This is a genomic window from Inquilinus sp. Marseille-Q2685 (assembly GCF_916619195.1).
GTDB lineage: Bacteria > Pseudomonadota > Alphaproteobacteria > DSM-16000 > Inquilinaceae > Inquilinus.
Genome location: NZ_CAKAKL010000005.1, coordinates 234954 through 260554 on the forward strand (window position 1 = coordinate 234954; position 25601 = coordinate 260554).

General features: G+C 71.0%; 23 protein-coding genes and 1 tRNA gene. 14 read left to right on the plus strand and 10 right to left on the minus strand.

Features of this window, described 5'->3' with window-relative positions; translation table 11 throughout:
- Window positions 1-60 precede the first annotated feature (60 nt).
- Both LG391_RS23300 and LG391_RS23305 read left to right on the plus strand, forming a co-directional pair.
- Complete coding sequence (locus tag LG391_RS23300) at window positions 61-813, plus strand: DUF6058 family natural product biosynthesis protein (RefSeq protein ID WP_225770437.1); 753 nt, start codon at window positions 61-63, stop codon at window positions 811-813.
- A 52-nt stretch (window positions 814-865) separates the two neighbouring features.
- Window positions 866-1855 carry an adenosine kinase gene (locus LG391_RS23305; protein ID WP_225770438.1) on the plus strand — a complete coding sequence of 330 codons (990 nt, stop codon included), beginning with the start codon at window positions 866-868 and terminating at the stop codon, window positions 1853-1855.
- Window positions 1856-1960: 105 nt separating this feature from the next.
- On the opposite strand, the gene LG391_RS23310 is transcribed toward LG391_RS23305, so the two are convergent.
- Window positions 1961-3250 (minus strand): class I SAM-dependent RNA methyltransferase, encoded by a 1290-nt coding sequence (locus tag LG391_RS23310; protein WP_225770439.1) that lies wholly within the window; start codon window positions 3248-3250, stop codon window positions 1961-1963.
- Window positions 3251-3390: 140 nt separating this feature from the next.
- Between LG391_RS23310 and LG391_RS23315 the strand changes: the two genes are divergently transcribed.
- Window positions 3391-3990 carry a YIP1 family protein gene (locus LG391_RS23315; protein ID WP_225770440.1) on the plus strand — a complete coding sequence of 200 codons (600 nt, stop codon included), beginning with the start codon at window positions 3391-3393 and terminating at the stop codon, window positions 3988-3990.
- Window positions 3991-3993: 3 nt separating this feature from the next.
- Entirely contained in the window at window positions 3994-4737 is a 744-nt protein-coding gene (locus LG391_RS23320; protein ID WP_225770441.1) for an SOS response-associated peptidase, read from the plus strand.
- Here LG391_RS23320 and LG391_RS23325 read toward each other — a convergent pair.
- The 3 genes from LG391_RS23325 to LG391_RS23335 are packed head-to-tail and all read right to left on the minus strand — an operon-like array spanning window position 4662 to window position 9505.
- Window positions 4662-6188: a GH3 auxin-responsive promoter family protein gene (locus LG391_RS23325; RefSeq protein WP_225770442.1), complete on the minus strand. Its 1527-nt coding sequence runs from the start codon at window positions 6186-6188 to the stop codon at window positions 4662-4664. The genes LG391_RS23320 and LG391_RS23325 overlap by 76 nt on opposite strands.
- Entirely contained in the window at window positions 6185-8437 is a 2253-nt protein-coding gene (locus LG391_RS23330) for a penicillin acylase family protein (RefSeq protein ID WP_225770443.1), read from the minus strand. Before LG391_RS23330 ends, LG391_RS23325 begins: the two co-directional genes overlap by 4 nt.
- 3 nt (window positions 8438-8440) lie before the next feature.
- The gene (locus LG391_RS23335) at window positions 8441-9505 is read right to left on the minus strand and encodes a dienelactone hydrolase family protein (protein ID WP_225770444.1); all 1065 of its coding nucleotides are present in this window, start codon (window positions 9503-9505) and stop codon (window positions 8441-8443) included.
- A 229-nt stretch (window positions 9506-9734) separates the two neighbouring features.
- On the opposite strand from LG391_RS23335, the gene LG391_RS23340 reads away from it, so the two are divergent.
- Complete coding sequence (locus LG391_RS23340) at window positions 9735-10229, plus strand: MucR family transcriptional regulator (protein ID WP_225770445.1); 495 nt, start codon at window positions 9735-9737, stop codon at window positions 10227-10229.
- A 79-nt stretch (window positions 10230-10308) separates the two neighbouring features.
- Window positions 10309-11106 (plus strand): Ku protein, encoded by a 798-nt coding sequence (locus LG391_RS23345; RefSeq protein WP_225770446.1) that lies wholly within the window; start codon window positions 10309-10311, stop codon window positions 11104-11106.
- 367 nt (window positions 11107-11473) lie between these two features.
- Here LG391_RS23345 and LG391_RS23350 read toward each other — a convergent pair whose 3' ends face one another.
- A complete protein-coding gene (locus LG391_RS23350; RefSeq protein WP_225770447.1) occupies window positions 11474-12355 on the minus strand; it encodes a Ku protein in 882 nt (293 codons plus the stop codon).
- 141 nt (window positions 12356-12496) lie between these two features.
- On the opposite strand from LG391_RS23350, the gene LG391_RS23355 reads away from it, so the two are divergent.
- The 5 genes from LG391_RS23355 to LG391_RS23375 all read left to right on the plus strand — a co-directional run bounded on the left by LG391_RS23355 (window position 12497) and on the right by LG391_RS23375 (window position 21294).
- Complete coding sequence (locus tag LG391_RS23355; RefSeq protein ID WP_225770448.1) at window positions 12497-13195, plus strand: MgtC/SapB family protein; 699 nt, start codon at window positions 12497-12499, stop codon at window positions 13193-13195.
- Between the two features lie 65 nt (window positions 13196-13260).
- Window positions 13261-15906 carry a DNA ligase D gene (gene ligD, locus LG391_RS23360; RefSeq protein ID WP_225770449.1) on the plus strand — a complete coding sequence of 882 codons (2646 nt, stop codon included), beginning with the start codon at window positions 13261-13263 and terminating at the stop codon, window positions 15904-15906.
- Between the two features lie 705 nt (window positions 15907-16611).
- Complete coding sequence (locus tag LG391_RS23365; protein ID WP_225770450.1) at window positions 16612-18732, plus strand: polysaccharide pyruvyl transferase family protein; 2121 nt, start codon at window positions 16612-16614, stop codon at window positions 18730-18732.
- Window positions 18725-20542, plus strand: coding sequence for a polysaccharide pyruvyl transferase family protein (locus tag LG391_RS23370; RefSeq protein WP_225770451.1), 1818 nt, complete (start codon window positions 18725-18727; stop codon window positions 20540-20542). Before LG391_RS23365 ends, LG391_RS23370 begins: the two co-directional genes overlap by 8 nt.
- A gap of 26 nt (window positions 20543-20568) precedes the next feature.
- Complete coding sequence (locus LG391_RS23375; RefSeq protein ID WP_225770452.1) at window positions 20569-21294, plus strand: class I SAM-dependent methyltransferase; 726 nt, start codon at window positions 20569-20571, stop codon at window positions 21292-21294.
- 70 nt (window positions 21295-21364) lie between these two features.
- Here the strand turns inward: LG391_RS23375 and LG391_RS23380 are convergent, their stop codons facing one another.
- The 4 genes from LG391_RS23380 to LG391_RS23390 all read right to left on the minus strand — a co-directional run bounded on the left by LG391_RS23380 (window position 21365) and on the right by LG391_RS23390 (window position 22264).
- The gene (locus tag LG391_RS23380; protein WP_374200774.1) at window positions 21365-21559 is read right to left on the minus strand and encodes a type II toxin-antitoxin system RelE/ParE family toxin; all 195 of its coding nucleotides are present in this window, start codon (window positions 21557-21559) and stop codon (window positions 21365-21367) included.
- Window positions 21535-21663: a type II toxin-antitoxin system RelE/ParE family toxin gene (locus tag LG391_RS35075; RefSeq protein ID WP_374200767.1), complete on the minus strand. Its 129-nt coding sequence runs from the start codon at window positions 21661-21663 to the stop codon at window positions 21535-21537. The genes LG391_RS23380 and LG391_RS35075 overlap by 25 nt, the downstream gene beginning before the upstream one ends.
- Window positions 21660-21968 (minus strand): type II toxin-antitoxin system RelB/DinJ family antitoxin, encoded by a 309-nt coding sequence (locus LG391_RS23385; protein ID WP_225770454.1) that lies wholly within the window; start codon window positions 21966-21968, stop codon window positions 21660-21662. Before LG391_RS23385 ends, LG391_RS35075 begins: the two co-directional genes overlap by 4 nt.
- Window positions 21969-22189: 221 nt before the next feature.
- Window positions 22190-22264 (minus strand) — tRNA-Val (locus tag LG391_RS23390).
- A gap of 152 nt (window positions 22265-22416) precedes the next feature.
- Between LG391_RS23390 and LG391_RS23395 the strand changes: the two genes are divergently transcribed.
- The 3 genes from LG391_RS23395 to LG391_RS23405 all read left to right on the plus strand — a co-directional run bounded on the left by LG391_RS23395 (window position 22417) and on the right by LG391_RS23405 (window position 24914).
- Window positions 22417-23298, plus strand: a complete 882-nt coding sequence (locus LG391_RS23395; RefSeq protein WP_225770455.1) for an N-formylglutamate amidohydrolase — start codon at window positions 22417-22419, stop codon at window positions 23296-23298.
- Between the two features lie 32 nt (window positions 23299-23330).
- Window positions 23331-23738, plus strand: a complete 408-nt coding sequence (locus tag LG391_RS23400) for a VOC family protein (protein ID WP_225770456.1) — start codon at window positions 23331-23333, stop codon at window positions 23736-23738.
- Between the two features lie 228 nt (window positions 23739-23966).
- Window positions 23967-24914, plus strand: coding sequence for a hypothetical protein (locus tag LG391_RS23405; protein WP_225770457.1), 948 nt, complete (start codon window positions 23967-23969; stop codon window positions 24912-24914).
- On the opposite strand, the gene nth is transcribed toward LG391_RS23405, so the two are convergent.
- Window positions 24911-25555, minus strand: a complete 645-nt coding sequence (gene nth / locus LG391_RS23410; RefSeq protein WP_225770458.1) for an endonuclease III — start codon at window positions 25553-25555, stop codon at window positions 24911-24913. The genes LG391_RS23405 and nth overlap by 4 nt on opposite strands.
- Window positions 25556-25601: the final 46 nt, after the last annotated feature.

The window sequence follows — 25601 nt, forward strand, 5'->3', positions numbered from 1 at the left end:
CCCGCTGGTCAAGGCCCTTCGCCGGATGTCACCTGGAGGCGACCTGAACGGGAGCCGACCATGACCGACGCTTTCGCGATTCTCGACTATGTCCGCCGCCGCTGCCTGACGCCGCCCGCGCTGGCGCAGGCCGCCGGGCTGACGGAGGGGCGGCTGCGCGAGCTGATCGCTGGCCGCTGCCTGCCGGGGCCGACCTATGTGCTCGACCCGTCGCTCACGGCGCGCAGCGCCATCCGCAGCGAAGCGCTGACGCCGCGGCCGGAGGAATGGTTCGGCGCCGCGGTGCTGCCCTGGGCCTGCCGCGCCGCCGAGTCGACCCTGCCGCTGCCCGCGCTGGCGGAGCGGTTGCGGCGGGACTTCACGGCCGACTTCCGCCGCGCGCTGCTCGCCTCCGAAGGCCGCGTCCATGGCTGGACCGAGCTATTCGGCGCCATGGGCGCGATCGACGAGGCCGCCTTCGCCAAGGCGATCGAGGAGATCTGGGAGGAGAACTGGCTGGGCGGCGCGTACGCCGTCTGCTTGCGCAGCTTCGACGGGCATCACTTGGTCACCAAGCTGGTCGAGCGCAGCCGCATCCGCGCCTTGACGGAGGACGGAAGCAAGCCGGCACTGAGCCCGGCCGAGGCGGAGCAGGTGACGGCGGCGATGGCGCGGCTCGACGCCGTGATCACTCCCTTCGCTCCCCATGAGCGGCCGCACGGCACGCCGGGGCTGTGGATCGACCGGATCGCGGAGCGCTACTGCCTCCCGCACCCCGCCGCGCCGGCGCGCGACCCGGCGGCTCAGGTTGACTCGGGGGCGGCCGCAGCCTAGAGGGTCGGGGACCCCTTGCGGGTCGCATCCTCGGCCGCAACCAGCGAGACCCATGAGCGCCCGCTACGACGCCACCTGCATCGGCAACGCCATCGTCGATGTCATCACCAAGAACGACGAGGCCTTCATCACCCGGCACGGCCTGGTGAAGGGGGCGATGACGCTGATCGATGCGGAACGGGCCGAGGCGCTCTACGCCGCCATGGGACCGGGGCTCGAGGCCTCGGGCGGCTCCGCCGGCAACACCGCGGCGGGGCTGGCCTCGCTGGGCGGCAAGGCCGCCTTCATCGGCAAGGTGACGGCCGACCAGCTCGGCGCCGTCTACCGCCACGACATCCGCGCCGTCGGCGTCGACTTCGACTCCAAGCCGCTCGACCCCGCGGTGCCGGGCACGCCGCCGACCGCGCGCAGTCTGATCATCGTCACGCCCGACGCGCAGCGGACGATGAACACCTATCTCGGCGCCTGCGTCGAGCTGACGCCCGACGACGTCGACGAGGCGGTGATCTCCGGCTCGCAGGTGACCTATCTCGAAGGCTATCTCTGGGACCGGCCGACGGCGAAGGAGGCCTTCATCAAGGCCGCCCGGGTGGCCCACGCCGCCGGCCGCAAGGTGTCGCTGACCCTGTCCGACAGCTTCTGCGTCGAACGGCACCGCGACAGCTTCCTGTCGCTGATCGACAGCCATGTCGACGTGCTGTTCGCCAATGAGGCGGAGATCAAGGCGCTGTACCAGGTCGACGAGTTCGACGCCGCCGTCGCCGCGGTGCGCGGCCGCTGCGAGGTGGCGGCGATCACCCGCAGCGAGAAGGGTTCGGTGATCGTCACCGACGGCGAGAGCCATGTGGTCGAGGCCGCGCCGCTGGCCCAGCTGGTCGACACCACCGGCGCCGGCGACCTCTACGCCTCCGGCTTCCTCTACGGCTTCACCCGCGGCCTCGGCCTGGCCGAATGCGGCCGCATCGGCAGCATCGCCGCCGCCGAGGTGATCAGCCATGTCGGCCCCCGTCCCCTGGTGCCGCTGCGCAGCCTGATCGGGTGAGTCTCCTCTTCTGTCGTTGCCGGGCTTGACCCGGCAATCCAGAGAGCGTCGACATCTTCTGGATGCCCGGGTCAAGCCCGGGCATGACAATGGAAGGGCTGTTTCCTACCGTCGAAAGACGGCAACCGCCTCGAGATGCGGCGACCACAGGAACTGGTCGACCGGCGTCGCCCGCTCCAGCCGGTAGCCGCCGTCGACCAGGATGCGGGCGTCGCGCGCCAGGCTGGACGGGTTGCAGGACACGGCGACCACCAACGGCACGGCGGATGAGGCCAAGGCCTGCGCCTGGTCGCGGGCGCCGGCCCGCGGCGGGTCGAACACCACGGCGTCGAAGCCGCGCAGCTCCGCCGCCGTCAGCGGCTGGCGGAACAGGTCGCGCCGCTGCGCCGTGATCCGCTCGCCCCGGCCGCCGCGCCGGGCGGCAGCAGCCAGCGCCTCGACCGCCGGGCCCTCGCCGTCGACCGCGGTCACCTGGGCGCCGCGGGCCAGCGGCAGGGCGAAGGTGCCGGCGCCGCAGAACAGATCGGCAATCCGCTTGGCCTGGCCGACGCCCTCGCGCACCAGCCGGGCCAGCGCGGCCTCGCCCTCGGTGCTGGCCTGCAGGAAGCCGCCGGGCGGCACCGCCACCGGCACGCCGTCGAAATGCACCACCCCGGCGCGGCGATGCGCCACCGGGTCGGTGAAGCCGTCGGGGCCGCGCCAGGACAGCCGCCCCAGGTCCTGCGCCGCCGCGAACTCGGCCAGCCGCTCCCGCCGCTGCAGGTCCAGGCCCGCCTCGGCCACGACCACCAGGTCGAGGCCGTCGTCCAGCAGGGTGACGGCGAGGTCGGCGCCGCCGTTCTCCGGCAGGATCGCGGCCAGCACCGTGCGCAGCGGCGGCAGCAGGGCCGTGATCTCCGGCCGCAGCACCACGCAGTCGGTCAGGTCTACGATCCGGCTCGACCCCGCCTCGTTGAAGCCCAGGAACACGCCGGACCGGCCGTGCCGTGCCGCCAGGCTGGCCCGGCGGCGGCTGTGCGGCGGGGTCTCCACCAGGGCGTCCACCTCGACCTCCAGCCCGTTGCGGGCCAGGGCGCCGGCCAGCAGGCCGCGCTTCCAGTCGGTGTAGACCGGCGGTGCCAGATGCTGCACCTGACAGCCGCCGCAGGGGCCGAAATGCGGGCAGGGCGGCTCGCGGTGATTCGGGCCGGGCTGCACCAGCTCGATGAACTCGCCGCGATAGGCCTGGCCTTCCGGCCGGCCCAGCCGGGCGCGCACCCGGTCGCCCGGCGCGGCGAAGGGCACGTAGACGCGATGATCGTCGACCGTGCCGATGCCGTCGCCGCCGCCCAGGCGCTCGACCACCAGCTCGATCTCCCGCCGCGACCCGGGGGCCGCGGGCTTGCTCCGTCGCATCTGCCGCTTCATGGTGGCAGCCATGGCATGCGCGGCCCGGCCTTGCAAGGCGTGGGGTTGCATGCGCTTCGCGGCCAGGGCCATATCCCTGTGCTAGGGGGCCGGTCCTGAGCGGCCGCGACGATGTGCTGGAGACGGTTTTGGATCTCGCCGCAGTGGTAGGCCGCGTGCGCGGCATGCTGTTCGAACCCGACGCCACGCTGGCCGGCCATGGCGTGCCGGCGCCGGGCTGGCGCGTGGTGGTGCGCGAGCATGTGCTGCCGGTGCTGATCCTGACCTCGATCGGCGCCTTCCTGCTGCTGGCGCTGCTGCTCTCGGTCTCGGACGTCGAAACGCCGCTCGGCCTGCTGGTGCTGTTCCTGGCCGTGCGGGTGGCGGTGAATCTGGCGGGTCTGTTCGTCATGGCCGCCGTGGTCCGATTCTATGCTGGGATGTTCGGCGCGCCGGCCAGCTTCGATGCCGCCTTCGTCCTGGTGGCGCTGGCGATGACGCCGGTCTATGTCGCCGAGATGCTGGGCCCCGGCGTGCAGCTGCTGATGTCGGGCCCGGCCGCCGTGCTGCTGGTGCTGCTGGCGATCGGCTATGCCCTGACGATCCTGTATCGCGGCACCGGCCTGGTGCTGCGCGTGCCGCAGGAGCAGCGCGGCGCCCATTTCGGCCTGACGCTGGTCACGCTGGTGGTGCTGATGATGCTGTTCGGCCTGCTGCTCGGGCCCTATGTGCTGCCGGTGCCGGCCTGAGCCATGTGCGGGCGGTTCGTCCAGAAGCTGCCGCCGGAGGAGCTGGTCGAGACCTTCGGCGCCGACGGCCCGGTGCCCAACGTCCCGGCACGCTACAACGCGGCGCCGACCCAGGATCTCGCCGTGGTCCGGTTCAACCCCAAGACCGGGCGGCGGGCGATCGACCTGCTGCGCTGGGGCCTGGTGCCGAACGGCGAGAAGGACCTGAAGGGCGGCGCCAAGCTGATCAACGCCCGGTCCGAAACCCTGGCCGAGCGGCGCAGCTTCGCCAAGGCCTTCCAGGCCCGGCGCTGCCTGGTCCCGGCCGACGGCTTCTACGAATGGGCGCCGGACCGGACGCCGCATTTCGTCCGCCGCCTGGACGGAAGGCCGATGGTCTTCGCCGGGCTGTGGGAAGGCTGGAAGGATCCCGAGTCCGGCGAGTGGACGCGCACCTTCACCATCGTCACCGCCGACGCGGTCGAGCGGCTGCGGCCGATCCATCACCGCATGCCGGTGATGCTGGAGCCGGAGCGGTGGCCGGCCTGGCTCGGCGAGGAAACGGCGTCGCCGGCGCAGCTGCAGGCCATGCTGGCGCCGCCCGCCGACCTGCCGGTCGAGGCCTATCCGGTCTCGACCCGGGTCAATGCCGTGCGCAACGACGACCCGACGCTGATGGACCGCACGGGGCATCACGACCCGGCCATGAACGCCGCCAGCTCGGCCGCCAGCCCGGGATCGGCGATCAGCCGCGGCACTTTGTTCTGACCGCCCAGCCGGCCGCGGGACTTCATCCAGGCGGCGAAGCGGCCGGGTGGCACGGCCGCCACCTCCGGCGGCCCCATCCCGGTGCCGCCGGCGCGGTGGGCGGCGTAGTCGTCGTTCAGCGCCGACAGCCGGGCGTCGAGCGTGGCGGCGAAGCGGCCGATCGCGGCGTCGTCGGGTGCCGCGGCGAATTCGACGAACCAGCGGTGGCGGCCGACCGGGGCGGCCTCGTCCGGGAACACCGCCATCACCGCGAAATCGGCGATGTCGGCGCCGATCGCGGCGGCGGCGTCGGCGACGGCGCGCTCGACCTCCTCGGCGATCAGGTGCTCGCCGAAGGCGGACAGGCCGTAGCTGGTGCGGCCGGTGATCAGGATGCGGGGCGGGTCGCGGCCGACCAGCCGCACCGTGTCGCCCAGCACATACGCCCAGGCGCCGGCGCAGCTGGTCAGGACGATGGCGTAGTTCACCCCAGGCTCGGCATCCGCGATCCAGTGCCGGGCTGGCCGGGGCGAGCCCAGCTCCTCCACCGGCACGAACTCCAGGAACAGCCCGTGATCGAGGTTCAGCCGCAGCCCGTCCTCCGGCCCGGCATCCTGCACCGCGATGAAGCCCTCGCTGGCGGCGTAGCCCTCGCGGATCTCGGCCGCGGTGCCGGCGATCAGCCGCCCCAGCCGGGGGCGGTAGGGCGCCAGGGCGACGCCGCCCGGCACCAGCAGGTCGAGCGAGGGATAGGGCGGGTCCGGCGCGTCGCCGCGGGCACGGCGCAGCTGCCGCACCCGCTCCAGGAAGATCAGCAGCCAGCTGGTGGTGCCGGTGACGCTGCGGATCGAAAGGTCCAGCGACCCGCGGGCGATGCGGTCCAGCTTTTCCTCCCAGTCTGTCAGGAGGGCGAGGTCCGGCCCGGGGAAGACGAAGGGCCGGGCCCAGGCCGGCAGGGTGCGGGCGGCGATGCCGCTCAGGTCGCCGCTCAGCACCCCCGGCGCCTCCTCGGTCAGGGCGGTGCTGCCGCCCAGCATCAGGCTGCGGCCGCCGAACATCCGGCTGTGCGGCCGGGCGCCGAGATGCCAAGCGGTCAGGTCGAAGGCGGCACGGACATTGGAGCGTCGCATCGCGTCGCTGACCGGGATGTATTTGCTGCGGCCGCTGGTGGTGCCGGAGGTGACGGCGAGGAACGGGATCGGCCCGGGCCAGGACACGTCCCGCAGCACCGGGAATGCGGGCTGCCAGTAGTCGCGCCACATCTCCTCGTAGCGGCGCAGCGGCACCGCCGCCTGGAAGGCCGCGACGTCGGCGATGCGGTCGAAGCCATGGTCGCGGCCGAAGCGGGTGCCGGCGGCCCGGCGCAGCAGCCGCAGCAGCGTGCGGCGCTGGCTCTCGACCGGGTCCAGGCGTCGCAGCCGCCGGCGCCGCAGCGCCGCCGCCAGCCGGAAAACGGGAGTCGCATCGATCATCGCGGAGAGAGGCGCGTCAGGGTCGGGAACTCCCGCGCCACCGTCTCGGGCCGCAGCGGCAGGCGGATCGACCGGCGCTCGCGCCACAGCGGGATCTGGTCGGTCATCCCCTCGCTGCCCAGCCAGCCGTCCTGGCCGCCGAACAGCGTGACCCAGCTGGCGTCGGGGTCGGACATGTCGGCGACATGCCGGGCCATCGAGCCGTAGCTGGCGTTGTGCCGGCCGCGCACCAGCCCGTGCGCCGTCTTCATCGGCGTCTCGCGCGACCCGCCGGTCGGATACTCGCCGAAGACGAAGAAGCGGCCCAGCACCGGCAGGTTGGCCAGGATGTGCGCCACCCGCATCCGGTGCATCTCGCCCCAGTTCGGGATCGGGGCGGCGTCGATCGCGGCCAGCCCGACCGCCTCGCCCAGCACCTGCCGGCGCCGCTCCGGCGCCAGCGCGGCCAGGTCGTCGGCCAGGAAGGCGGTGATCGCGTTCCACTGCGCCATCAGCCGCGGCATGGCGTCGATGGTCTCGGCGCCGTAGACCCGCGGCACCAGGTGGTGCAGCAGCGCCTCGAAGGCCGGGGCGCCGGCCGAATCCGCGGCGTAGTCGCCGTCCCAGCCGGCCAGCCGGTCGAGGAAGCTGGTATGCTCGCCGCCGATCCCGGCCGCGCGGATCGCCTCGGCGAGGTGCCGGGCCAGGGCGGCGGAATCCGGCGACACCGTGTCGGCCTGCAGCGCGACCAGGTCCTCCGGCGCCAGCTGGTCCTTCGACCGCAGCAGGGCATAGAGGCGCCGCACCCGCTCGTCGGCGGAGAAGAAGAAGCCGACCGGCAAAGCGGTGTCGGTTGGCCGGTTGTTGGCGGTGGCCAGCACCCCGTCCGGCGGGTCGGCGGTCCAGGGCAGGGCCGGGGCGTCGACCAGCCCGTGCCAGTGGGTGTCCGGGTCGCCGGCATCCAGCACCGGGTCGGCCGGCGGGAAGCGGCGGCGCACCGGCAGGGTCGCGGCCATGATCTGGCCGATCCGCCCATCCGCCGACGCCACCACCATGTTCTGGGCCGAGACGCCAAAGCCGGCGAAGGCGGCGCGGAACGCCTCCGGCGTCGCGGCGCGGCTGGCGCGCAGCAGGGCGGTGACCTCGTCGGTCGGCTCGTGGCCGATCCAGCGCAGGGCGATGGTGTCGCCCGGCCGGCTGCGCGCCACCTTGGCGTCGCTGACGATCGGGCCGAAGCGCGTGCGGCGGATCTGGCGCCGGGCCCGCCGCCAGAACCGGGTGCGGATCACCGTCTCGCGGGTCTCGATCTCGGCATCCGGGAGCGCCTTGACGTCGTAGAGGTCGCTCGACGCCGCCCGCATATTGGTGCCGCCCCAGGCGAGGTGCAGGCTGCGGCCGACGGCGACGAAGGGCATGCCCGGCACCATCAGCCCGGCCATGTGGTAGCCGGGCGAGCGCATGCCGGCGACGAGCCAGAGGTTCGGCAGCGACAGCGACAGATGCGGGTCGCTGGCGATCATCGCGCCGCCGGTGGCGCTGCGGGCGGCGGCCACGGCGACGCTGTTGCTGCCGGTGCGGCCGGTCGCGGTCAGCAGGGTCGCCAGCGCCGCCTGCCGGCTGTCGGTGGTGAAGCTGGTTACGGCGTTGGCCCCGGCCTTCAGCGTGCGGGCCCAGGCCTCGGCGAAGCCGGGCGTGCCGCGCTCGCGCAGCAGCCCGAAATAGGCCACCCAGTTGATGTCGCTGCCGGCCAGCCGGCCGATCGTCCACATGTCGCGCAGCGTGTAGGGCTCGTGCCGCAGCCCCAGCAGGGCGAATTCCGGCGGCGGCGCCCGCTCCAGCGCGTGATAGGCGTTGACGCCGGTGACGAAGGCCTCGGCGAAGGCGCGGCTGTCCGTCGGCATGCGGTCGATCACGGCGTCGGCGGCATGGCCGTAGTCGAGGATGCGCAGGGCGTGGTCGATGTCGCGCGCCACCGGCCCCGCGATCTCCGACAGGCGGCCCTGCGCCACCCGCTTCATCAGCGCGATCTGGCCGCCGCGCAGATGGGCGTGCACCAGCCCCAGCGCCACCGCCAGGTCGCCGTCGGTCTCGGCTTCGACGAAGGGGATCTGGTGGCCGTTCCAGCGGATGTCGACCGGCCGTGCCAGCGGCAGCCCGCCGGTCGGGAAGGCGGCCAGCCGCTCGGCTGCCGACACCGGCCGCGGCGCCAAGGCGCGCAGCGCCGGCACCAGCGGGGCCAATGCGGCGATCAGCCTGTGAAGAGCGGACATGGGTCAGCTGCGTTCGGCCAGGCCGAAGGCGGTCGACAGGAAGGCGGCCACGTCGCGGTCCGACCGGGCCCGCACGGCATCGTCGCGGCCGATCAGATAGCCCTCGCTGCCGACGCAGTTGGCCAGGATCAGCTTGCGGGTGAAGGTGCCGCCCATGGCGATGCCGAGATTGCCGTCGCGCACCGTCAGGTCGCGCTCGACCTCGAAGTCGCAGCCGTTCAGCAGCCGGCCGATCGGCCGCGGCCCGGGCCGGCTGCCGTCCCACTGGTGCACGGCGCCGGGATAGACGATGGTCCGGACCTCCGACCCGCCCTGGCGCAGTGTTGCCGCGGTGGCCTGGCAGCGCTCGGCATCCATGATGGCGTCGCGGTCGCCCCAGGCCATCAGCACCGGCGCGCCGGTGGTGCGCGGATCCTCGAAGTCGATGATGCAGGGGCCGTAGAAGGCGACATGGGCGGCGAAGCGCGTGTCGCCCAGATCGTACAGCGCCGCGAAGCGGTCGGCGATGGCGGCATTGGTGGCGACGATGCTGGCCATGGCGCCGTAGGAGAAACCCCACACGGCCACCCAGCCGCCGTCGATCTCCGGCCGCGCCTTCAGCCAGGCCAGGGTGGCATAGGCGTCGGCCAGCGCCATGGTCTCGGTGATCCGGATCACCCGGTCGGTGAAGCTGGTGGCCACGTCGCGCCGCGCGCCGAACACGTCGACCACGGCGGCGCCGATGCCCATCGCCGCCAGCTGCCGGGCATAGGTCGGCTCGCGATGCTCGTCGACGCCGGCGGCGCCGTGCAGCAGCACCACCGCCGGCGCCTTGTGCGCGGCATCGGCGCCGGCGGGCGGATAGTAGGTGACGCGCGCCGGCGTGGCGGGGGCCTCGGGCCCGATCTCGGACGGGACGAAGGGGCTGTGGCTCGGCACCGCCACGATCCGCCCGGCGGCGTCGCCGACCGCGGGCCAGGGATCGGTGAAGGCCGGCTCCGCCCGGGCCGCGGACAGGAGGCCGAGCAGGGCCGCGGCGGCGAGGGCGGCGGTGCGCCGGAAGCCTGGAAGTGGACCGTGCTGCGCCATCGATCGGGAATCCTGTCGTGTCGAGCGAGCCGGAGCGATCTTAACCCGGTTTCCCGCCGCGGCCAGCCTGCCGGCCCAGGCCATGGCGTCGCAGCTCTCCCCGATCATCGGGTCGCAAAGCATTCTATGGAAAGTCTTTGGATGCGGATCATCTCGACTTGTTCAAATAAGTCTGGACCTGTCGCTGGAATGCGATATCTATGTCCGATCCATTCACAGGAGAGATTTGATGGGTGCAGACATCGCCGACGATTTGAAGCCGACTTCGACAGATGCGTTGCGCAAGCACACCGTTCAGATCGTGGCTGCTCATGTCTCGCACAACAGCGTCGCGCCGAACGATCTGCCGGCGCTGATCGAGCAGGTCTACGGCGCCCTGACCGGCCTCGGCAAGCCGTCGACGCCGGCGCCGAGCCGGCCGGAGCCGGCGGTGCCGATCCGCAAGTCGGTGACGCCCGACTACATCGTCTGCCTCGAGGACGGCAAGAAGCTGAAGATGCTGAAGCGGCATCTGCAGGCCGCCTACAGCATGACGCCGGACGAGTATCGCGAGCGCTGGGGCCTGCCGGCCGACTACCCGATGGTGGCGCCGAACTACGCCAAGCAGCGCAGCTCGCTGGCGAAGAGCATCGGCCTCGGCACCCGCCGCGTGGCGGAACCGCCGGCGCCCGCGCCGGCGCCGGCCGCGAAGTCGGGCCGGGGCCGGAAGGCGGCGGCCAAGTAGGGGCGGACCGGGCCGGCGGGGAACCGTCGGCCGGCCGCGGCGCTTTCTTCGGCAGGAGACACCGTCGCGGAGGCGGCCGATGGCGGCCCGCAGCTTCTGGTCCGGCTATCTCAAGCTCAGCCTGGTGACCTGCCCGGTGGAGATGACGCCGGCCGTCACCCAGGCGGAGCGGGTGCGCTTCCACACCCTGAACGAGGCGACCGGCAACCGCGTCGTCAGCCAGTATGTCGACTCCGTCTCCGGCAAGCCGGTGGCGGATGACGACCAGGTGCGCGGCTATCCGGTCGGCGAGGACGACTACGTCATCCTGACCGATGAGGAGTTCTCCGCCGTCGCGCTGGAGACCACGCGCACGATCGACATCGAGGCCTTCGTCCCGCGGGCCGAGGTCGGCCTGGTCTGGCGCGACCGGCCGCACTACCTGGCGCCGAGCGAGCCGGTCGGCGAGGAGGCGTTCAGCGTGATCCGCGAGGCGATGGCCGCGACCCGGACCGTCGGGCTGTCGAAGCTGGTGCTGTACCGCCGCGAGCGGCCGATCATGATCGAGCCGCGCGGCAAGGGCATGATCGTGTGGACCCTGCGCCAGGCCGACGAGGTGCGGGACGAGGCGGAGGCCTTCGGCGGCATCAGGCCGGCCGAGCCGCCGAAGGACGCGATGAAGCTGGCTCTGTCGGTGATCAAGGAGCGCAAGACCGACTGGAGCGAGGACCTGCTCGGCGACCGCGTCCAGGCCTCGTTGCAGAAGATCATCGCCCGCAAGAAGAAGGGCAAGAAGATCGAGGCGCCGAAGCCCAGGACCGAGGACGAGACCGCCAAGGTCATCGACCTGATGGCCGCCTTGCGCAAGAGCCTGGAGTCCGACAAGCGGAAGCGCTAGCGGCGGAGGGCCGGCCGAGGATCGATGGCATCCCGGGAGGGGCGGGCGGGATCTCGCCAACTCTGTTGCCTCTATTGCTTGCGGGATCTTTCGGAACGGCCCGTGCCCGTCCGGTATGGACTTTTATTCTCCCCCTCCCTTGCGGGAGGGAGGAAGGGGGAGGCCGGGCAGATCGGTGACGCGCTCGCAATGGGCAGTGCCGTCATCGCGAGCGCAGCGAAGCAATCCAGGGCGGCTGGAGACGGCCCCTGGATGGCTTCGTCGGCTTCGCCTCCTCGCCATGACGGGTATGGGATGGATGCTTGAAAAGGTCCGCAATCCCCGGGTCAAGCCCGGGGAGGAGAGGCAGCGCGACGGCGCTTTCCGATCAACCGGCCTTCCGCCGGGTCGTCCGGGCGGCCGGTGCGGCCTTGCGCTTCGTCTTGCTCTTGGCGGTGGTCTTGGATTTCGCCGCGCTCTTCCGGCCGGGCTTCGCCGAGACCCCGGCGCTCTCGCGCAGCGCGGCCATCAGGTCGATGACCTGGCCGCGCTTCGGCGCCGCCGGCGGCTTGATCGTCTCGCCGCGCTGCTTGGCGCGGATCAGCTCCATCAGCGCCGTCTCGTACCGGTCCTCGAACTTCGCCGGCTCGAACCTGCCCTTCTTCTGGCCGATGATGTGCCTAGCCAGGTCCAGCATCTCGCCGGTGATCTTGATGTCCGGGATGTCGTCGAAGGCCTGGGCCTCGTCGCGCATCTCGTATTCGAAGTGCAGCAGGTTGGCCAGGAAGCCCGGCCCTTCCGGACACAGCATCAGCACCCGGTCGCGCCGGAACAGCACGGTCCGGCCGATGCCCACCACCCCGGCCGTCTCGCAGGCCGCGCGGATCACGGCGAAGGCCTCCGACCCGACGGCGTCGGTGGGCGCCAGGTAATAGGGCCGGTCGATGGCGACGCGGTCGACCTGGTCGCGCGGGACGAAGGCCTCGATCTCGATGGTCTTGGTGCTGTCCGGGATCGCCGCCTCGATCTCCTCCTCGGTCAGCACGACATAGCGGTCGGTGTCGACCTCGTAGCCCTTCACCTGCTGGTCGCGCTCCACCGGCTTGCCGGTCTCGGCATCGACGAACAGGCGCCGCAGCCGGTGGCCGGTGCGCCGGTTGACCATGTTGAAATGGATCTCGTCGCCGCCGCCGACCGCGGTGTACAGCGCCACCGGGCAGGACAGGAAGCCCAGCTTCAGCATGCCTTTCCAGTTCGCGCGCGGCGCCATGGCATCCTCGTCGGCCGATGCTTCAGAACGAACGGCCGGGGCCGGCGACGGGTTCCGGCGACGGAACGCCGGCCGGCCCGCGATGTTGACTCCGGTGCGGCGCTCCGCATCGCTCCGGCGTCGCTTGCGAGGGCTTCGACCATGCCGCTGTATCCGACCTGGCCCGACCTCCTGCTGCGGCTCGCGCTCGCCGCGCTCGCCGGTGCCGCCATCGGCTGGAACCGCGGCGCCCATGGCCGCCCGGCGGGGATGCGCACCCATCTCCTGGTCTGCCTCGCCGCCGCCTTCTCGATGGTGCTGGCCAATCTGCTGCTGCCCACCACCGGCAAGACCGACGACAGCTTCATCCGGATGGATGTGATGCGCCTGCCGCTCGGCATCCTGTCCGGCATCGGCTTCATCGGCGGTGGCGCGATCCTGCATCGTGGCGACCTGGTGATGGGCGTGACCACGGCGGCGACGCTGTGGTTCGTCACGGTGATGGGGCTGTGCTTCGGCGCCGGGGAGCTGATTCTGGGCGGCATCGCCTTCGCCGTCGGCCTGGCCGTGCTGTGGGGGCTGAAGCAGCTCGAGGACCGGGTGACGCACGAGCGCAAGGCGCGGCTGAGCCTGACCGTGGAGCAGGACCGGCTCAGCGTCCGCGACGTCGAGGCCGCGCTGCGGCAGGCGGGCTTCCGCATCGCCACCAGCACGGTCGCGGTCCAGCCGGCGGCCGGATGCCGGACCCTGCGTTACGATCTGCGGTGGCGGGGATACCTGGCCGACAACGATCTGCCGGACTCCATCGAAAGGCTGTTTGCCGCCCCCGGAGTGCGGGAGGGCAGCTGGTCACCGCGATAGGCGCCTCCGGAACTGCCGCTTCGCATGCATCGTTTCCAGGGCAGCGGATCATTCGGGCGAAGGCGATGGCCAAGGACAGCCTGTCGACCTATCGGCGCAAGCGAGATTTCGAGAAGACCTCCGAGCCCAGCGGCGCCGGCGGCGTGGCGCCGTCGGACCGGCTGCGCTTCGTCATCCAGAAGCACGCGGCGACGCGGCTGCACTACGACCTGCGGCTGGAGCTCGACGGCGTGTTCAAGTCCTGGGCGGTGACCAAGGGGCCGTCGCTCGACCCGCATGACAAGCGCCTGGCGGTGGAGGTCGAGGACCACCCGCTGGCCTATGGCGATTTCGAAGGCACCATCCCGAAGGGCCAGTATGGCGGCGGCACGGTCCAGCTGTGGGACCGCGGCTATTGGGAGCCCGAGGGCCGCTTGTCGCCGCAGCAGCAGCTGGCCAGGGGCGAGCTGAAGTTCGCCCTGGAGGGCGACCGGCTGCACGGCAGCTGGGTGCTGGTGCGGATGAAGCGGGACCGCACCGGCGGCAAGCGCAGCAACTGGCTGTTGATCAAGCATCGCGACGCGCATGCGGTCGAGGCCGATGGCGACGCGGTGCTGGCCGAGGACCGGTCGGTCGCCTCCGGCCGCGCCATGGCCGAGATCGCCGGCGGGCGGGGCCGCGGCCCGAAGCCCTTCATGCTGGGCGGCCGGAAGACCGCGCGGGCGGATGCGGTCTGGGATTCGTCGGCCAAACCGGAGAAGGCCGCCGCCAAAGCACTGGCACCGCGCCGCCGGAAGACGGCCGCCGCCTCGGCGATGCCGGATTTCATCCCGCCGGAGCTGTGCCTGTCGGTCGACCGGCCGCCCGGCGGCCCGGGCTGGGGCCATGAGATCAAGTTCGACGGCTATCGCCTGCAGCTGCGGATCGAAGGCGGCGCGGCGACGCTGAAGACCCGCAAGGGCCTCGACTGGACGCACCGTTTCCAGGCCATCGCCGACGCGGCGAAAGACTGGCCGGACGGCATCATCGACGGCGAGGCGGTGGCGCTGGACGAGGACGGCCATCCGAATTTCCCCGCGCTGCAGGTGGCGCTGTCCGAGGGCCGCAGCCGCGACCTGATCTTTTTCGCCTTCGACCTGCTCTACGAGGGCGACCGCGACTGGCGCCCGGAGCCGCTGTCGCAGCGCAAGGCGCGGTTGAGCGAGCTGCTGGAGGCGCGGGGCTGCGACGCCACCTCCACCATCCGCTACGTCGACCATTTCGAGGAGGCGGGCGAGGCCGTCCTGCGCTCCGCCTGCCGGCTGCATCTCGAAGGCATCATCTCCAAGCGCCTCGATTCCGCCTACCAGTCCGGCCGCAGCGACCGCTGGACCAAGGCCAAGTGCCGCGGCGGCGAGGAGGTCGTGATCGGCGGCTGGTCGACGACCGGCAACCGCTTCCGATCCCTGCTGGTCGGTGTCCATCGCGGCGGCCACCTGGTCCATATCGGCCGGGTCGGCACCGGTTTCGGCGCCGCCAAGGTGGAGCGGCTGGTGCCGCGGCTGAAGGCGGTCGAGACCGACACATCACCTTTCACCGGCCCCGGCGCGCCGCGCAAGGAGCGCAACGTTCACTGGGCCCGGCCGGAGCTGGTGGCCGAGATCGAATTCGCCGGCTGGACCGGCTCCGGCATGGTGCGCCAGGCCTCGTTCAAGGGGCTGCGCGAGGACAAGCCGGCCGAGGAGGTCGAGGCCGGGACGCCGGCGCCCGCGGCCGAGACGGAGCTGGCGGAGCCGGCGCCGGCCAAAGCTGCCGGGCCGGTGCGCCGCCGCGGCGCGGCCAAGGCGACGGTTATGGGCGTCGCCCTGTCCAAGGCCGACAAGGCGCTGTGGCCGGATGCGGGCGACGGCGAGCCGGTCACCAAGCACGACCTGGCGCTGTATCTGGAGGCGGTCGGCCCCTGGATGCTGCCGCACATCAAGGGGCGCCCCTGCTCGATCCTGCGCGCGCCGGACGGGATCGGCGGCCAGATCTTCTTCCAGCGCCATGCCATGCCCGGCACGTCGAGCCTGATCTCCCTCGCCCGGGTGTCGGGCGACCGCAAGCCCTATATCCAGATCGACCGGATCGAGGCGCTGGCCGCCGTGGCGCAGTCCGGCGCGCTGGAGCTGCATCCCTGGAACTGCTGGCCGGGCGTGCCCGACCGCCCGGGCCGCCTGGTGTTCGATCTCGACCCCGGCCCCGGCGTCGACTTCGCCAGGGTGGTCGACGCGGCGCGGCAGCTGAAGGACAGGCTGGAGGCGGTCGGCCTGGTGCCCTTCTGCAAGACCACCGGCGGCAAGGGGCTGCATGTGGTGACGCCGCTCGCCGCCGCCCGCGCCGGCGCGCCGGACTGGCCGGAGGCGAAGGGCTTCGCCAAGGAGGTCTGCCTGCGCATGGCCGGCGACGCGCCGGACCGCTACGTCGTCAACATGGCCAAGGACAAGCGCCGGGGCCGGATCTTCCTCGACTATCTGCGCAACGACCGGATGTCGACCGCGGTGGCGCCGCTGTCGCCGCGAGCCCGGCCGGGCGCCACCGTGTCGATGCCCCTGACCTGGGACCAGGTGCGCAAGGGCCTCGACCCGAAGCGCTACACCCTGCGCACCGCGCCGGACCTGCTGGCGAAGAGCGCCGCCTGGGACGGCTATGACGATGCCGCCCGGCCGCTCGCCGACGCGATCCGGCGATTGGAGCGCAAAGCGGCGGCGTGAGCCAACAGGCAGCAGCCAGACTTCGGCGAAGGCTCCTCTGTAATTTCACGCTGAAAACCAGGATTGATGGTTTTCATGACAAGGTATGAGCCGAACGGGGTTGCGAAATCTGCCATCTGATTCTAGTGTAGAAGATCGAAGTCTTGTTACCAAATAAAGAATGCTTAAAAATTATGCAATATGCAGCAATAATTAGCAGGGAATAATATAAATTGTGATCTTTATTGACAGTATAAAGAACTGACGAATTACTGATTGCGCTGCAACATGAACGGTGTCAAAAAGATCCGGTGGCCTGCGGCCGACTAACCCTATCGCAAGGCGTTCAGCCTGCGGGGCGAATGGCGCTTCGGCGCCATTGTGCCTGATCTGGGACCCAACCCCGGGGAAGGCGGTCGCGATTGTCAGCTGATCCCGGTTCGTCCGGACGGCTGATGGCGGCCGCGCACCTCAGTGAAGGGGGATCAGATGGAATCGATCGACCAGCGGCGTCCCAGACCGAGACCCGACGCCTCGTAGCGCCGACGTTCCGCGTTTCCAGCGATGACAGCCACCGCCCGCCCGGCCGCATAGCCGGCGGGAGCCAGCCCGTCATGCCCGCGGGTCCGGAAGAGGCCCTTTCGGACCCGCGGGAAAGCTGGTCGCGCCACCCTCCCCCTTTCAACCGGTTTCTCGGAGGGGATAGTGGATAAGCACCACAAAGACATGATCTCGTCGCTGAAGCTCGCGCCGGGCGACGAGGTCCTCGTTCCTGACTATCTGTTCGAAGCCCTGTCGAAGGATCTCGCCAACGCCCGGGTCATTCCCTACAGCGCGGCGGCGCAGCTGAAATCGCCGGTCCCCGAACGGGCGATCGTCCACAAGGGCCTGATGCCCCGCCTGCCGCGGCAGATCCTGCAGGCGCTGGTGATCCACGGCGACGTCGTGCACGCCAACGAGGTCTTCGTGGTGTTCGCCAGGCACGCCGCCGGCGCCAAGCCGGCGGTGCTCGACGTCGCCCGGCGGCGACACACCCAGCCGGTGCTCGAATACGTCAAGCGCGACACGCGCGTGCGGCCCCGTTCGGCGAGCAGGCGGGCCGTGGTGGTCTCGGCCTTCGGGGTCGGCAATGTCGGCGACGACGCGGTCAGCTTCGGCGCCCGCGAGATCCTGTACCGGAACGGCTTCGACGAGGTCGAGCTGGTCGGCCCCAACCCCGACTACTCCGTGATCGACGGCGCCGACCTGCTCGCGATCGGCGGCGGCGGGCTGCTCTACGACAGCAGCTTCAGCAACGTCTCGAACTACACGGCGCCGATCCGCTACGCCTATGAGCGCGGCATCCCCTCCGCCGTGCTCGGCGTCGGCACGCAGGGGATCCGGACCACGCTCGGCGCCGCCGCCTACAAGGACACGCTGTCGCTGGCGAAGCTGGTCACGGTGCGCGAGCGCAGCGACGCCACCCTCCTGACCGAGACGGTGGGGCTGAAGAACGTCCACACCACCGGCGACCTGGCGCTGCTGCTGGCGGACGGGCCCCGGCCGGTGCCCGTGCGGCGCGACCCGAACCTCGCCGTGCTGTCGCTCAGCCACAGCCTGGAGAGCTGGCTGGCCAAGCGCGACAGCACGATCGACGCCTATCTCGACGAGACGCTCGAGGCCCTCGGCAAGGGCTACGACACGGTGGTCGGCGTCGTGCATTCGGTCGATGACGAGGCGATCTACGAGCGGCTGCGGCAGCGGCGCGACATCCATGTGGTCAAGGCCGCCGAGTTCGACGTCTCGGCGATCATGGATCTCTACGCCTCGGCGGCGCTCGCGGTCAGCTCCCGCTTCCACGGGCTGCTGTTCTCGGTGATGGGGCGGACGCCGCTGATCCAGGTCTGCGGCCCGACCAGCAAGAGCGGCCGGGCGCTGGCCGAGCGGTTCCCGTCGCTGACCCGCGCTGCGATCCTGCTGGACCACGCCAACCGCAACCTGCGGATCGGCGACGCGATCGAGTTCGCCCAGCCGGTCGGCGAGGAGGAGCGGTCGGCCGCGATCGCGGGCGCGCTGGACAATGTCGAGCAGTTCGCGGCCGCCTTCGACCGCAAGCCGGCCGTCGCGGTCGAGGCCCTCGCGATCGATCCGGCGCCCGCGGCGAAGGCGCCGGAGCCCGCGGCGGCCGTTGTCGAGGAGCCGCCGAAGAACCAGGAGATCGTGCTGCCGGACCATGTCGTCGTCACCACGGCCGATGCCATCCAGCTCGCCGTGCCGGCCGACGGCCTCGAGGCCGAGCTGTCGGAGATCGAGGCCCGGCGGTGGCGCAACAGCACGCTGGCCTGCGCCGCCAAGGTGCTGAAGCCGGGCGACAAGGTGGTCGATCTCGACCCCGGCTTCCTCTACTTCGCCTCGGCCTTCGGCAATCTCGTCTCCAAGGCGGGCTCGGTGTCGGTCGCCTATGAGAAGAGCAAGGGCGAGCCGATCCTGAAGCAGTACCGCGCCCTCAACGGCAAGGGCGACCGGGCGGCGATCAAGCTGTGTGACGCCGCCGACCCGAAGCAGCTGTCCAAGGCCTGCGACGACGCCACTCTGGTGCGGCTGCGCCTGTCGGGCCAGGCGGCCCGCGACCGGGCCGACTGCGTCCGCGCGATCCGCTCGCGCTCGCCGCATGTCATCGTCGAGGCGGCCGACCTGCCGGCCGTGCGCAACGCGATCGAGAGCTTCCTCGGCTCCGAGATCGCCCGCGAGGGCCGGCGGATCTTCACCTTCGCCGACTCCGATCTGGTCGAGCGGCCGATCTACGAGATCGCCCAGCTCGACGAGACCACCCTGCTTCTGCAGCTCGAAGAGGCGCACCATGGATAAGGAAGCCGTCGTCGTCAGCTTCTACGGCGGGAAGCAGTACTACTACGACTCCGCCTACCACCTGGCCGAGGACTGCAAGAAGCTCGAGATCGAATACGATTTCGAGGAGGTCAAGCTGGGGCCGGACGCCAACTGGGCCGACATCTGCCGCTACAAGGTCAACTACTACTCCCGCAAGCTGGAGGAGCATAAGCGGCCGATCATCTGGGTCGACATCGACACCCGGATCATCAAGCGGCCGGACCCGTTCCTGCGCTGCGAGAGCGACTTCGCGGCGTTCCTGCGGAACTTCAAGTACTTCCGGGAATACGACCCGTTCATCTTCGCGCGGACGTTCCATCCCGGGTTCCTGTTCTTCAACTACACGGCGCCGACCCGGCGGCTGCTGGAGCAGCTGGTGGAGCTGGAGAAGGGCAGCAAGGAGCGCGGCACCGACGACTATTTCTTCGAGGAGGCGTGGCGCGCGCATTCCGAGCAGCTGCAGATCACGCTGCTGCCGCCGAAGCGGATCGCCTGGGGCGAGAAGCTGGGCGCGGCCGACGCCTGGTTCGCCTTCGGCGACAGCGGCAATGTCCGCGACTTCGTCAAGGAGGTGGCCCAGCACGACGCGCCGATCCTGGAGCCGTCGCGCCAGTATCGGGTGCTGAAGGCGATCTCGGAGCAGGAGCTGAAGGCCGGCAAGCTGCAGAACGCCGGGGTCTATCTGAAGAAGATGACCGAGCTGGACCCGTCGCAGGACGACCCGCTGAACACCCTGGCCCGCATCGCGCGGCGGCAGGAGGGCGAGCAGGCGGCGCTGGCGCTGTACGAGGGCCGGATCTCCCAGCTGCGGCAGGAGGGCGAATACAGCGACCGCCTGTCGGCCCTGCTGCAGCGCGTGGTCGATTTCTGCATCGAGTTCCACCTGCCGGAGGAGGGCCTGCGCTATGCCGGCGAGCTGGCGGAGCACGGCACCGCCAAGGCCAGGGCCTTCGCCCAGGGCCGGATGCTGCGGCTGGGGCTGGAGGAGCGGGCCAAGGCCGGCGGGCTGGAGCCGAAGCAGCGGCCGCAGCTGTGGTGGATGGAGCAGCCCTATCCCGGCAATTTCGGCGACATCCTGAACCCCTATATCGTCGAGAAGCTGACCGGGCGGCCGCCGCGCTGGGTGGCGGCGGGCAGCGGCGCCCTGGTGATCGGCTCGGTGATCAAGTTCGCCAAGAAGGGCACGCCGGTCTGGGGCACGGGCAGCCCGCGCCTGACCGACAAGCTGCACCCGCAGGCGGTGTACAAGGCGGTGCGCGGCCCGCTGACCCGGCGGCTGGTGCTGGACAGCGGCGGCAAGTGCCCGCAGGTCTATGGCGACGTCGCCCTCCTGCTGCCGCAGCTGTACCAGCCGAAGGGCACGAAGAAGCACAAGCTCGGCCTGATCCGCCATTTCACCCATGTGGCGGCGCCGCTGGAGGTGCATCCGGACGTCAAGGTGATCGACATCATGCGCGGCTCCTATGACGGCATCGAGGCGTTCCTCGACGAGGTGTCGGAGTGCGAGCACATCATCTCGACCTCGCTGCACGGGCTCATCGTGTCGCAGGCCTACGGCATCCCGGTCGGCTGGGCGGTGATGTCGACCAGCGAGACCCAGATTCCGGGCGGCAACACCAAGTTCGAGGACTATTTCGCCTCGGTCGGGCTGAAGGATGTCGAGCCCTTCGACCTGGCGGAGCTGGGCACGGTCACGCCCGACCATGCGCGGCTGTGCCAATACGTGCCGGAGCGGATGCCGGACCTGGCGGCGCTGCGCGAGGCCTGCCCGTTCCCGCTCGCGGCCTGACCGGCAGGATGGGAGAACCGGCACAAGTGCCGCTCGCCGTGGTCCGCCGGAAGCGGGACACGGCGTTCCTGAACGAGACGCGGGTGGCGGATCTGATCCGCCCCCGCCGCTTCGCTAAGGAGCGGCTGATCGCGGAGCGCGCCCGGTCGACGCAGGAGATCGGGCCGCTCGACCTGTGGGAGGGCTATCGCGACTTCACCGCGCCCGACGACAGCTTCAAGCGGTCCAGCAACGCCGTCCGCACCAGCCACAAATACGGACGGGTCTACTACCAGCTGGTCCGCCGCTTCCGGCCGTGGACGGTGGTCGAGATCGGCACCGCCTTCGGGGTCTCGGGCATGTACTGGCTGGCCGGGCTCTCGGCCAACCGCCGGGGCCGGCTGGTCACCTTCGACCCGAACCGGCAGTGGCAGGAGATCGCCCGCGCCAACCTGGCCGCGATCAGCCCCCGATTCACCGCCGTCGCCGACACCTTCGAGGCGGGGTTCGAGGCGGCGGAGATCCGCTTCGACCGGCCGGGGATCGCCTTCATCGACGGCATCCATGTCGGCGAGATCGTCAAGGCCCAGGCCGAGCTGCTGATCCCGCGGCTGGCCGGCCGCTGGGTCGTTGTGTTCGACGACATCCGCTTCAATGACGGCATGTATCGCTGCTTCCGCGAGATCGAGCAGGCGGAGGGGGTGGTGTCGGCGGTGGAGATCGAATCGCGGGTCGGGATCGTGGAGGTGGAGGCGTCGGCGAAGGACGGGTGAAGAGGCGGCCGCAGTCGCCGCAAATTCCATCGCTTCAGCGCGGTAAAGTGCCTGCGTCGGCATGATGCTTCTACTGCTCGTCGCCCAGTTCCGCTGGCCATTGGCGGGCGCTGTGCAGGATTCGCAGGATCTCGACAGTGTCGCCGGCCAGCCGATACACAAGAATGTAGGATGTCCGACGGATCACCAGCTCCCGTGTTCCTGCGATCCGTCCAGGTCGTCCGAGTGCCGGCAGCCGCGTCAGGGTCTGTGCATGCGCCCACAGGCGCGCGTGTCCACAACCAGCGCAGCGCGCGGGTTGTCTGCCTCGATGTAGTCGTAAATCGCGTCCCGATCCGCCTGCGCCGCCGGACGCCACTCAACCTTCACGCCTTGCCTTCGGCCAGCTTGCGGCGTGTCTCAGCGCGGCGCCGGGCGAACTCGGCCTCCACCTCCTCATGCGGGATGGAGGGGCGCGGGTCGTCGATGGCCTCCTGCACCTTCCGTCGGAACCAAGCGTCGTAGGTTTCCGGGTCCACCGCCAGCCCAGCCGGCAGAGTGCCCTCGTTCGCCACACGGGTGAGCAGCATCCTGACGGCATCAGAAACGGTCAGGCCCATCCGGGCGAGCACGAGTGTCGCCTTGTCCTTCAGAGCGGGGTCGATGCGAGTCTGGATCAGTGCGCTTGATGTCATCGGCGCTCTCCTGTGCTGATGACATTGTAATGCATACGCATGACGGCCGTCCAGCTGGCCAGGTCATCCCACAGGCCAGGGCGATTCTGCTCGGCGAGGCCGAGCGCATCGCTTCGAATGCGAGTGGCAGAACACCCCCTCATGGGCGGACGGGAACTCGTCGCGAGCCTATTGTCGCGACTGGCCGGCCAGACCAGCTACTGATCTCTTCAGGAGGCCGGTGGTGGGCGCGACTGGGATTGAACCAGTGACCCCTACGATGTCAACGTAGTGCTCTCCCGCTGAGCTACGCGCCCGGTACCGGGAAGGACGACCGAAGGCCGGTCGTCCGCGGGGAGCGCCCATGTAGCATCATCGACCGGGGGGTGCAAGCATCAAACCGTCCCTGCCGCCGAACCGGCCTATCGGCCCCGTCGACAGCCCGGGGGCGCTGGGATATGACGGTGGCATGGATGGTCAAGTCGCCTCGCAGTCGCCGGCGTCCGACGCGGTGGCGATCGCCCTGCCGCAGGACCGGCGCCTCCCGGTCGTGGTCGCCTCGCCGCACAGCGGCCGCGACTACCCGCCGTCGTTCCTGGCCGCGGCGCGGCTCGACCCGCACACGCTGCGCCGGTCCGAGGACGGCTTCGTCGACGAGATCTTCGGCCGGGTGCCCGAGCAGGGCGTGCCGCTGCTGCGCGCCCTGTTCCCGCGCGCCTTCCTCGACGTCAACCGCGAGGCCTACGAGCTCGATCCCGAGATGTTCGACGACGCGCTGCCGGGCTGGGTCAACACCCGCTCGCCGCGCGTGGTCGCCGGGCTCGGCACCATCGCCCGCATCGTCGCCCAGGGGAAGGACATCTATCGCGGCAAGCTGCGATTCGCCGAGGCGGTGGAGCGGGTGGAGCGATACTACACCCCCTATCACGCGGCGCTGCGCCGGCTGGTCGACGAGACCCGCGACCGGTTCGGCCACGCCGTCCTGATCGACGCCCATTCGATGCCGTCGCAGGGCGCCTCGCGCACCCCAGGCGGCCGCGCGGTCGACGTCGTGCTGGGCGACTGCTACGGCAGCTCCTGCGCCGCCGCGGTGACCGAGGCGGCGGAGCAGTGGCTGGCCGGCCGCGGCTATGTCGTCACCCGCAACACCCCCTATGCCGGCGGCTTCACCACCCGGCATTACGGCCGGCCGCGCGCCGGCATCCATGCCCTGCAGGTCGAGCTGAACCGGGCCCTGTACATGGACGAGGCGACGCTGTCGCCGACCAAGGGCCTGGCCCGGCTGACCGCCGACATGACCGATTTCGCCGCCGCCCTCGGCGCGCTCGATCCGGAGGCGCTGGCAGGATAGGGCGGCCGCCGGGGCGAGGGGAGGGGACCGCCGTGAGCCTGCTGGTCAATATCGACGTGCCCGATCTCGAGGCCGCGGTGGCCTTCTACACCGGCGCCTTCGGCCTCGAGGTCGGGCGCCGCTTCGGCGGCGAGATGGCGGAGCTGACGGGCTGGCCCGCGCCGCTCTATCTGCTGCGCAAGGCGGCCGGCACGGTCGGCGCCGGCGACAGCCGCCGCGGCTACGCCCGGCACTGGACGCCGGTGCATCTCGACGTGGTGGTGGACGACGTCGCGGCGGCGCTGGCCCGCGCGGTCGCGGCCGGCGCCGTGGCCGAGGACGGCATCCGCACCGCGGCCTGGGGCCGGCTGGCGCCGCTGGCCGATCCTTTCGGCCACGGGCTGTGCCTGATCGAGTTCCTGAACCGCGGCTATGACGAGATCGCCGATCCCCCGGCCTGAGCCGGCATGGCGCCGAGCTCATCCGGCGGTGACGGCAACCACGCCGTGACCGGCGCCGGCGCGGGACGCGCCCGGCCCCTGCGGCGAACTTAGCGGTTCTGCCCGACTTTACTTTTCTGTAAGGATAGCCGCGCCGGCCCGAAGCCGGCCGACGGCGGCGCCGTCCGCTGTCCGGAACACGGGGCAGGGAACTTCATCCGTCCACACCGAGGGAGAGCGGGACGCAGGATGGGTCTCGAATTCATCAACGTCATCTCGACCAAGCGGTCCGGCCATCACGCCTTCGTCCGCTGGCTGCGGCAGCACCGCGACACGCCGGCTGCCTTCGTCAACAACGCCGTGATCGGCGACCCGATCCGGTCGCATCTCGGCAAGGTCGCCGGCCCGGCGGCGCGGGGCAAGGGCGCGAACGGCACCACGATCTTCAACTATGAGGGCGTGACGCTGCTGGGGCTCGAGGCCGCCTGGCGGATGCAGCGCGCCGCCGGCGGCCGGCGGGTCGACCTGCTGTTCCTGCGCGACCCGCTGAACCTCTGCGCCAGCCTGATGCACCGCAAGCGTCTGGCCCGGCTGGACCTGGTGATGATCCTGCGCCAGCTCTTCGCCGAGCGCGACTGGCTGCAGATCCATGCCGACGGCACCGTGCCGGGGCTGTCGCTGATCGGCTACAACGCCTGGGTCCTGGATGCGGATTACCGGCAGCGGGTGGCCGACCGGCTCGGGCTGCGGTCGAGCGAGCGCGTCGCCGCCGTCACCCGGCACGGTGGCGGCAGCTCGTTCAAGGACCTCGCCAGCGTCGGCGACGACGAGGCCCGGCGCCTGACCACGCGCTGGCACGGCTACCGCGACGATGCGCTGTTCGGGGCGCTGCTGACCCATCCCCGGCTGCTGCCGTGGTTCGAGGCCGCTCTGGCCGGGGAGATCCGCGACAGCTTCGATGGCGACCTCGCCGATCCGGACGGCTTGGCCCATCTGCGGGCGGTCGCCCGGGCCCGGCCCCGGCAGCCCTATGTCGACCGCATGATCGACGCGCTGTCGGACCGGCAGGACCTGTTCCACCGCATCGAATGCGGCACGTCCTTCGGGAAGAAGCTGGGCATCGCCCGGGCCCATCTGGCGATGCTGGCCGGCGCCGCGGGCCGGCGGACCGGAGAGCGGGCGGGGGTGCCGCTCTAGGCGGGGATCGAGGCCGTCTTCTCCGGCCATTCGCACAGATCGGCGACGGGACAGGCCGGGCACAGCGGCTTGCGCGCTTTGCAGGTGTAGCGGCCGTGCAGGATCAGCCAGTGATGCGCGTGCAGCTTCCAGCGGTCCGGCGTCACCCGCTCCAGCACCTTCTCCACCGCGTCCGGCGTCTTGCCCCGCGCCAGCCCGGTGCGGTTGCCGACCCGGAAGATATGGGTGTCGACGGCGATGGTCGGTTCGCCGAAGGCGACGTTCAGCACCACATTGGCGGTCTTGCGGCCGACGCCCGGCAGCGCCTCCAAGGCCGCCCGGTCGCGCGGCACCTCGCCGCCGTGGTCGCGCAGCAGGATCTGCGACAGGGCGATGACGTTCTTCGCCTTCATGTTGTAGAGGCCGATGGTGCGGATGTAGCGCGACAGGCCCTCCACCCCCAGCGCCACGATCTTCTCCGGCGTGTCGGCGACGGCGAAGAGCGGCCCGGTCGCCTTGTTCACCCCGACATCGGTGGCCTGGGCCGACAGCACCACCGCGACCAGCAGGGTGTATGGGTTGTGGTAGTTCAGCTCGCTCTTCGGCTCCGGCATCCGGGCGGCGAGGCGGGCGTAGAAGGTGTCGATGGCGGCTGGCTTCATGCGCCGCAGCCTAACGGGGCGACGGGGCGCGCGCCATCGGCCATTG

Coding starts and splice junctions, on each gene's coding strand:
- LG391_RS23305 (WP_225770438.1), top strand. CDS start 866: ATGAGCGCCCGCTACGACGCCACCTGCATCGGCAACGCCATCGTCGAT.
- LG391_RS23395 (WP_225770455.1), top strand. CDS start 22,417: ATGGATGGTCAAGTCGCCTCGCAGTCGCCGGCGTCCGACGCGGTGGCG.
- LG391_RS23405 (WP_225770457.1), top strand. CDS start 23,967: ATGGGTCTCGAATTCATCAACGTCATCTCGACCAAGCGGTCCGGCCAT.
- LG391_RS23330 (WP_225770443.1), bottom strand. CDS start 8,437: ATGTCCGCTCTTCACAGGCTGATCGCCGCATTGGCCCCGCTGGTGCCG.
- LG391_RS23320 (WP_225770441.1), top strand. CDS start 3,994: ATGTGCGGGCGGTTCGTCCAGAAGCTGCCGCCGGAGGAGCTGGTCGAG.
- LG391_RS23340 (WP_225770445.1), top strand. CDS start 9,735: ATGGGTGCAGACATCGCCGACGATTTGAAGCCGACTTCGACAGATGCG.
- LG391_RS23350 (WP_225770447.1), bottom strand. CDS start 12,355: ATGGCGCCGCGCGCGAACTGGAAAGGCATGCTGAAGCTGGGCTTCCTG.
- ligD (WP_225770449.1), top strand. CDS start 13,261: ATGGCCAAGGACAGCCTGTCGACCTATCGGCGCAAGCGAGATTTCGAG.
- LG391_RS23310 (WP_225770439.1), bottom strand. CDS start 3,250: ATGCGACGGAGCAAGCCCGCGGCCCCCGGGTCGCGGCGGGAGATCGAG.
- LG391_RS23325 (WP_225770442.1), bottom strand. CDS start 6,188: ATGATCGATGCGACTCCCGTTTTCCGGCTGGCGGCGGCGCTGCGGCGC.
- LG391_RS23345 (WP_225770446.1), top strand. CDS start 10,309: ATGGCGGCCCGCAGCTTCTGGTCCGGCTATCTCAAGCTCAGCCTGGTG.
- LG391_RS23385 (WP_225770454.1), bottom strand. CDS start 21,968: ATGACATCAAGCGCACTGATCCAGACTCGCATCGACCCCGCTCTGAAG.
- nth (WP_225770458.1), bottom strand. CDS start 25,555: ATGAAGCCAGCCGCCATCGACACCTTCTACGCCCGCCTCGCCGCCCGG.
- LG391_RS23355 (WP_225770448.1), top strand. CDS start 12,497: ATGCCGCTGTATCCGACCTGGCCCGACCTCCTGCTGCGGCTCGCGCTC.
- LG391_RS23370 (WP_225770451.1), top strand. CDS start 18,725: ATGGATAAGGAAGCCGTCGTCGTCAGCTTCTACGGCGGGAAGCAGTAC.
- LG391_RS23335 (WP_225770444.1), bottom strand. CDS start 9,505: ATGGCGCAGCACGGTCCACTTCCAGGCTTCCGGCGCACCGCCGCCCTC.
- LG391_RS23365 (WP_225770450.1), top strand. CDS start 16,612: ATGATCTCGTCGCTGAAGCTCGCGCCGGGCGACGAGGTCCTCGTTCCT.
- LG391_RS23300 (WP_225770437.1), top strand. CDS start 61: ATGACCGACGCTTTCGCGATTCTCGACTATGTCCGCCGCCGCTGCCTG.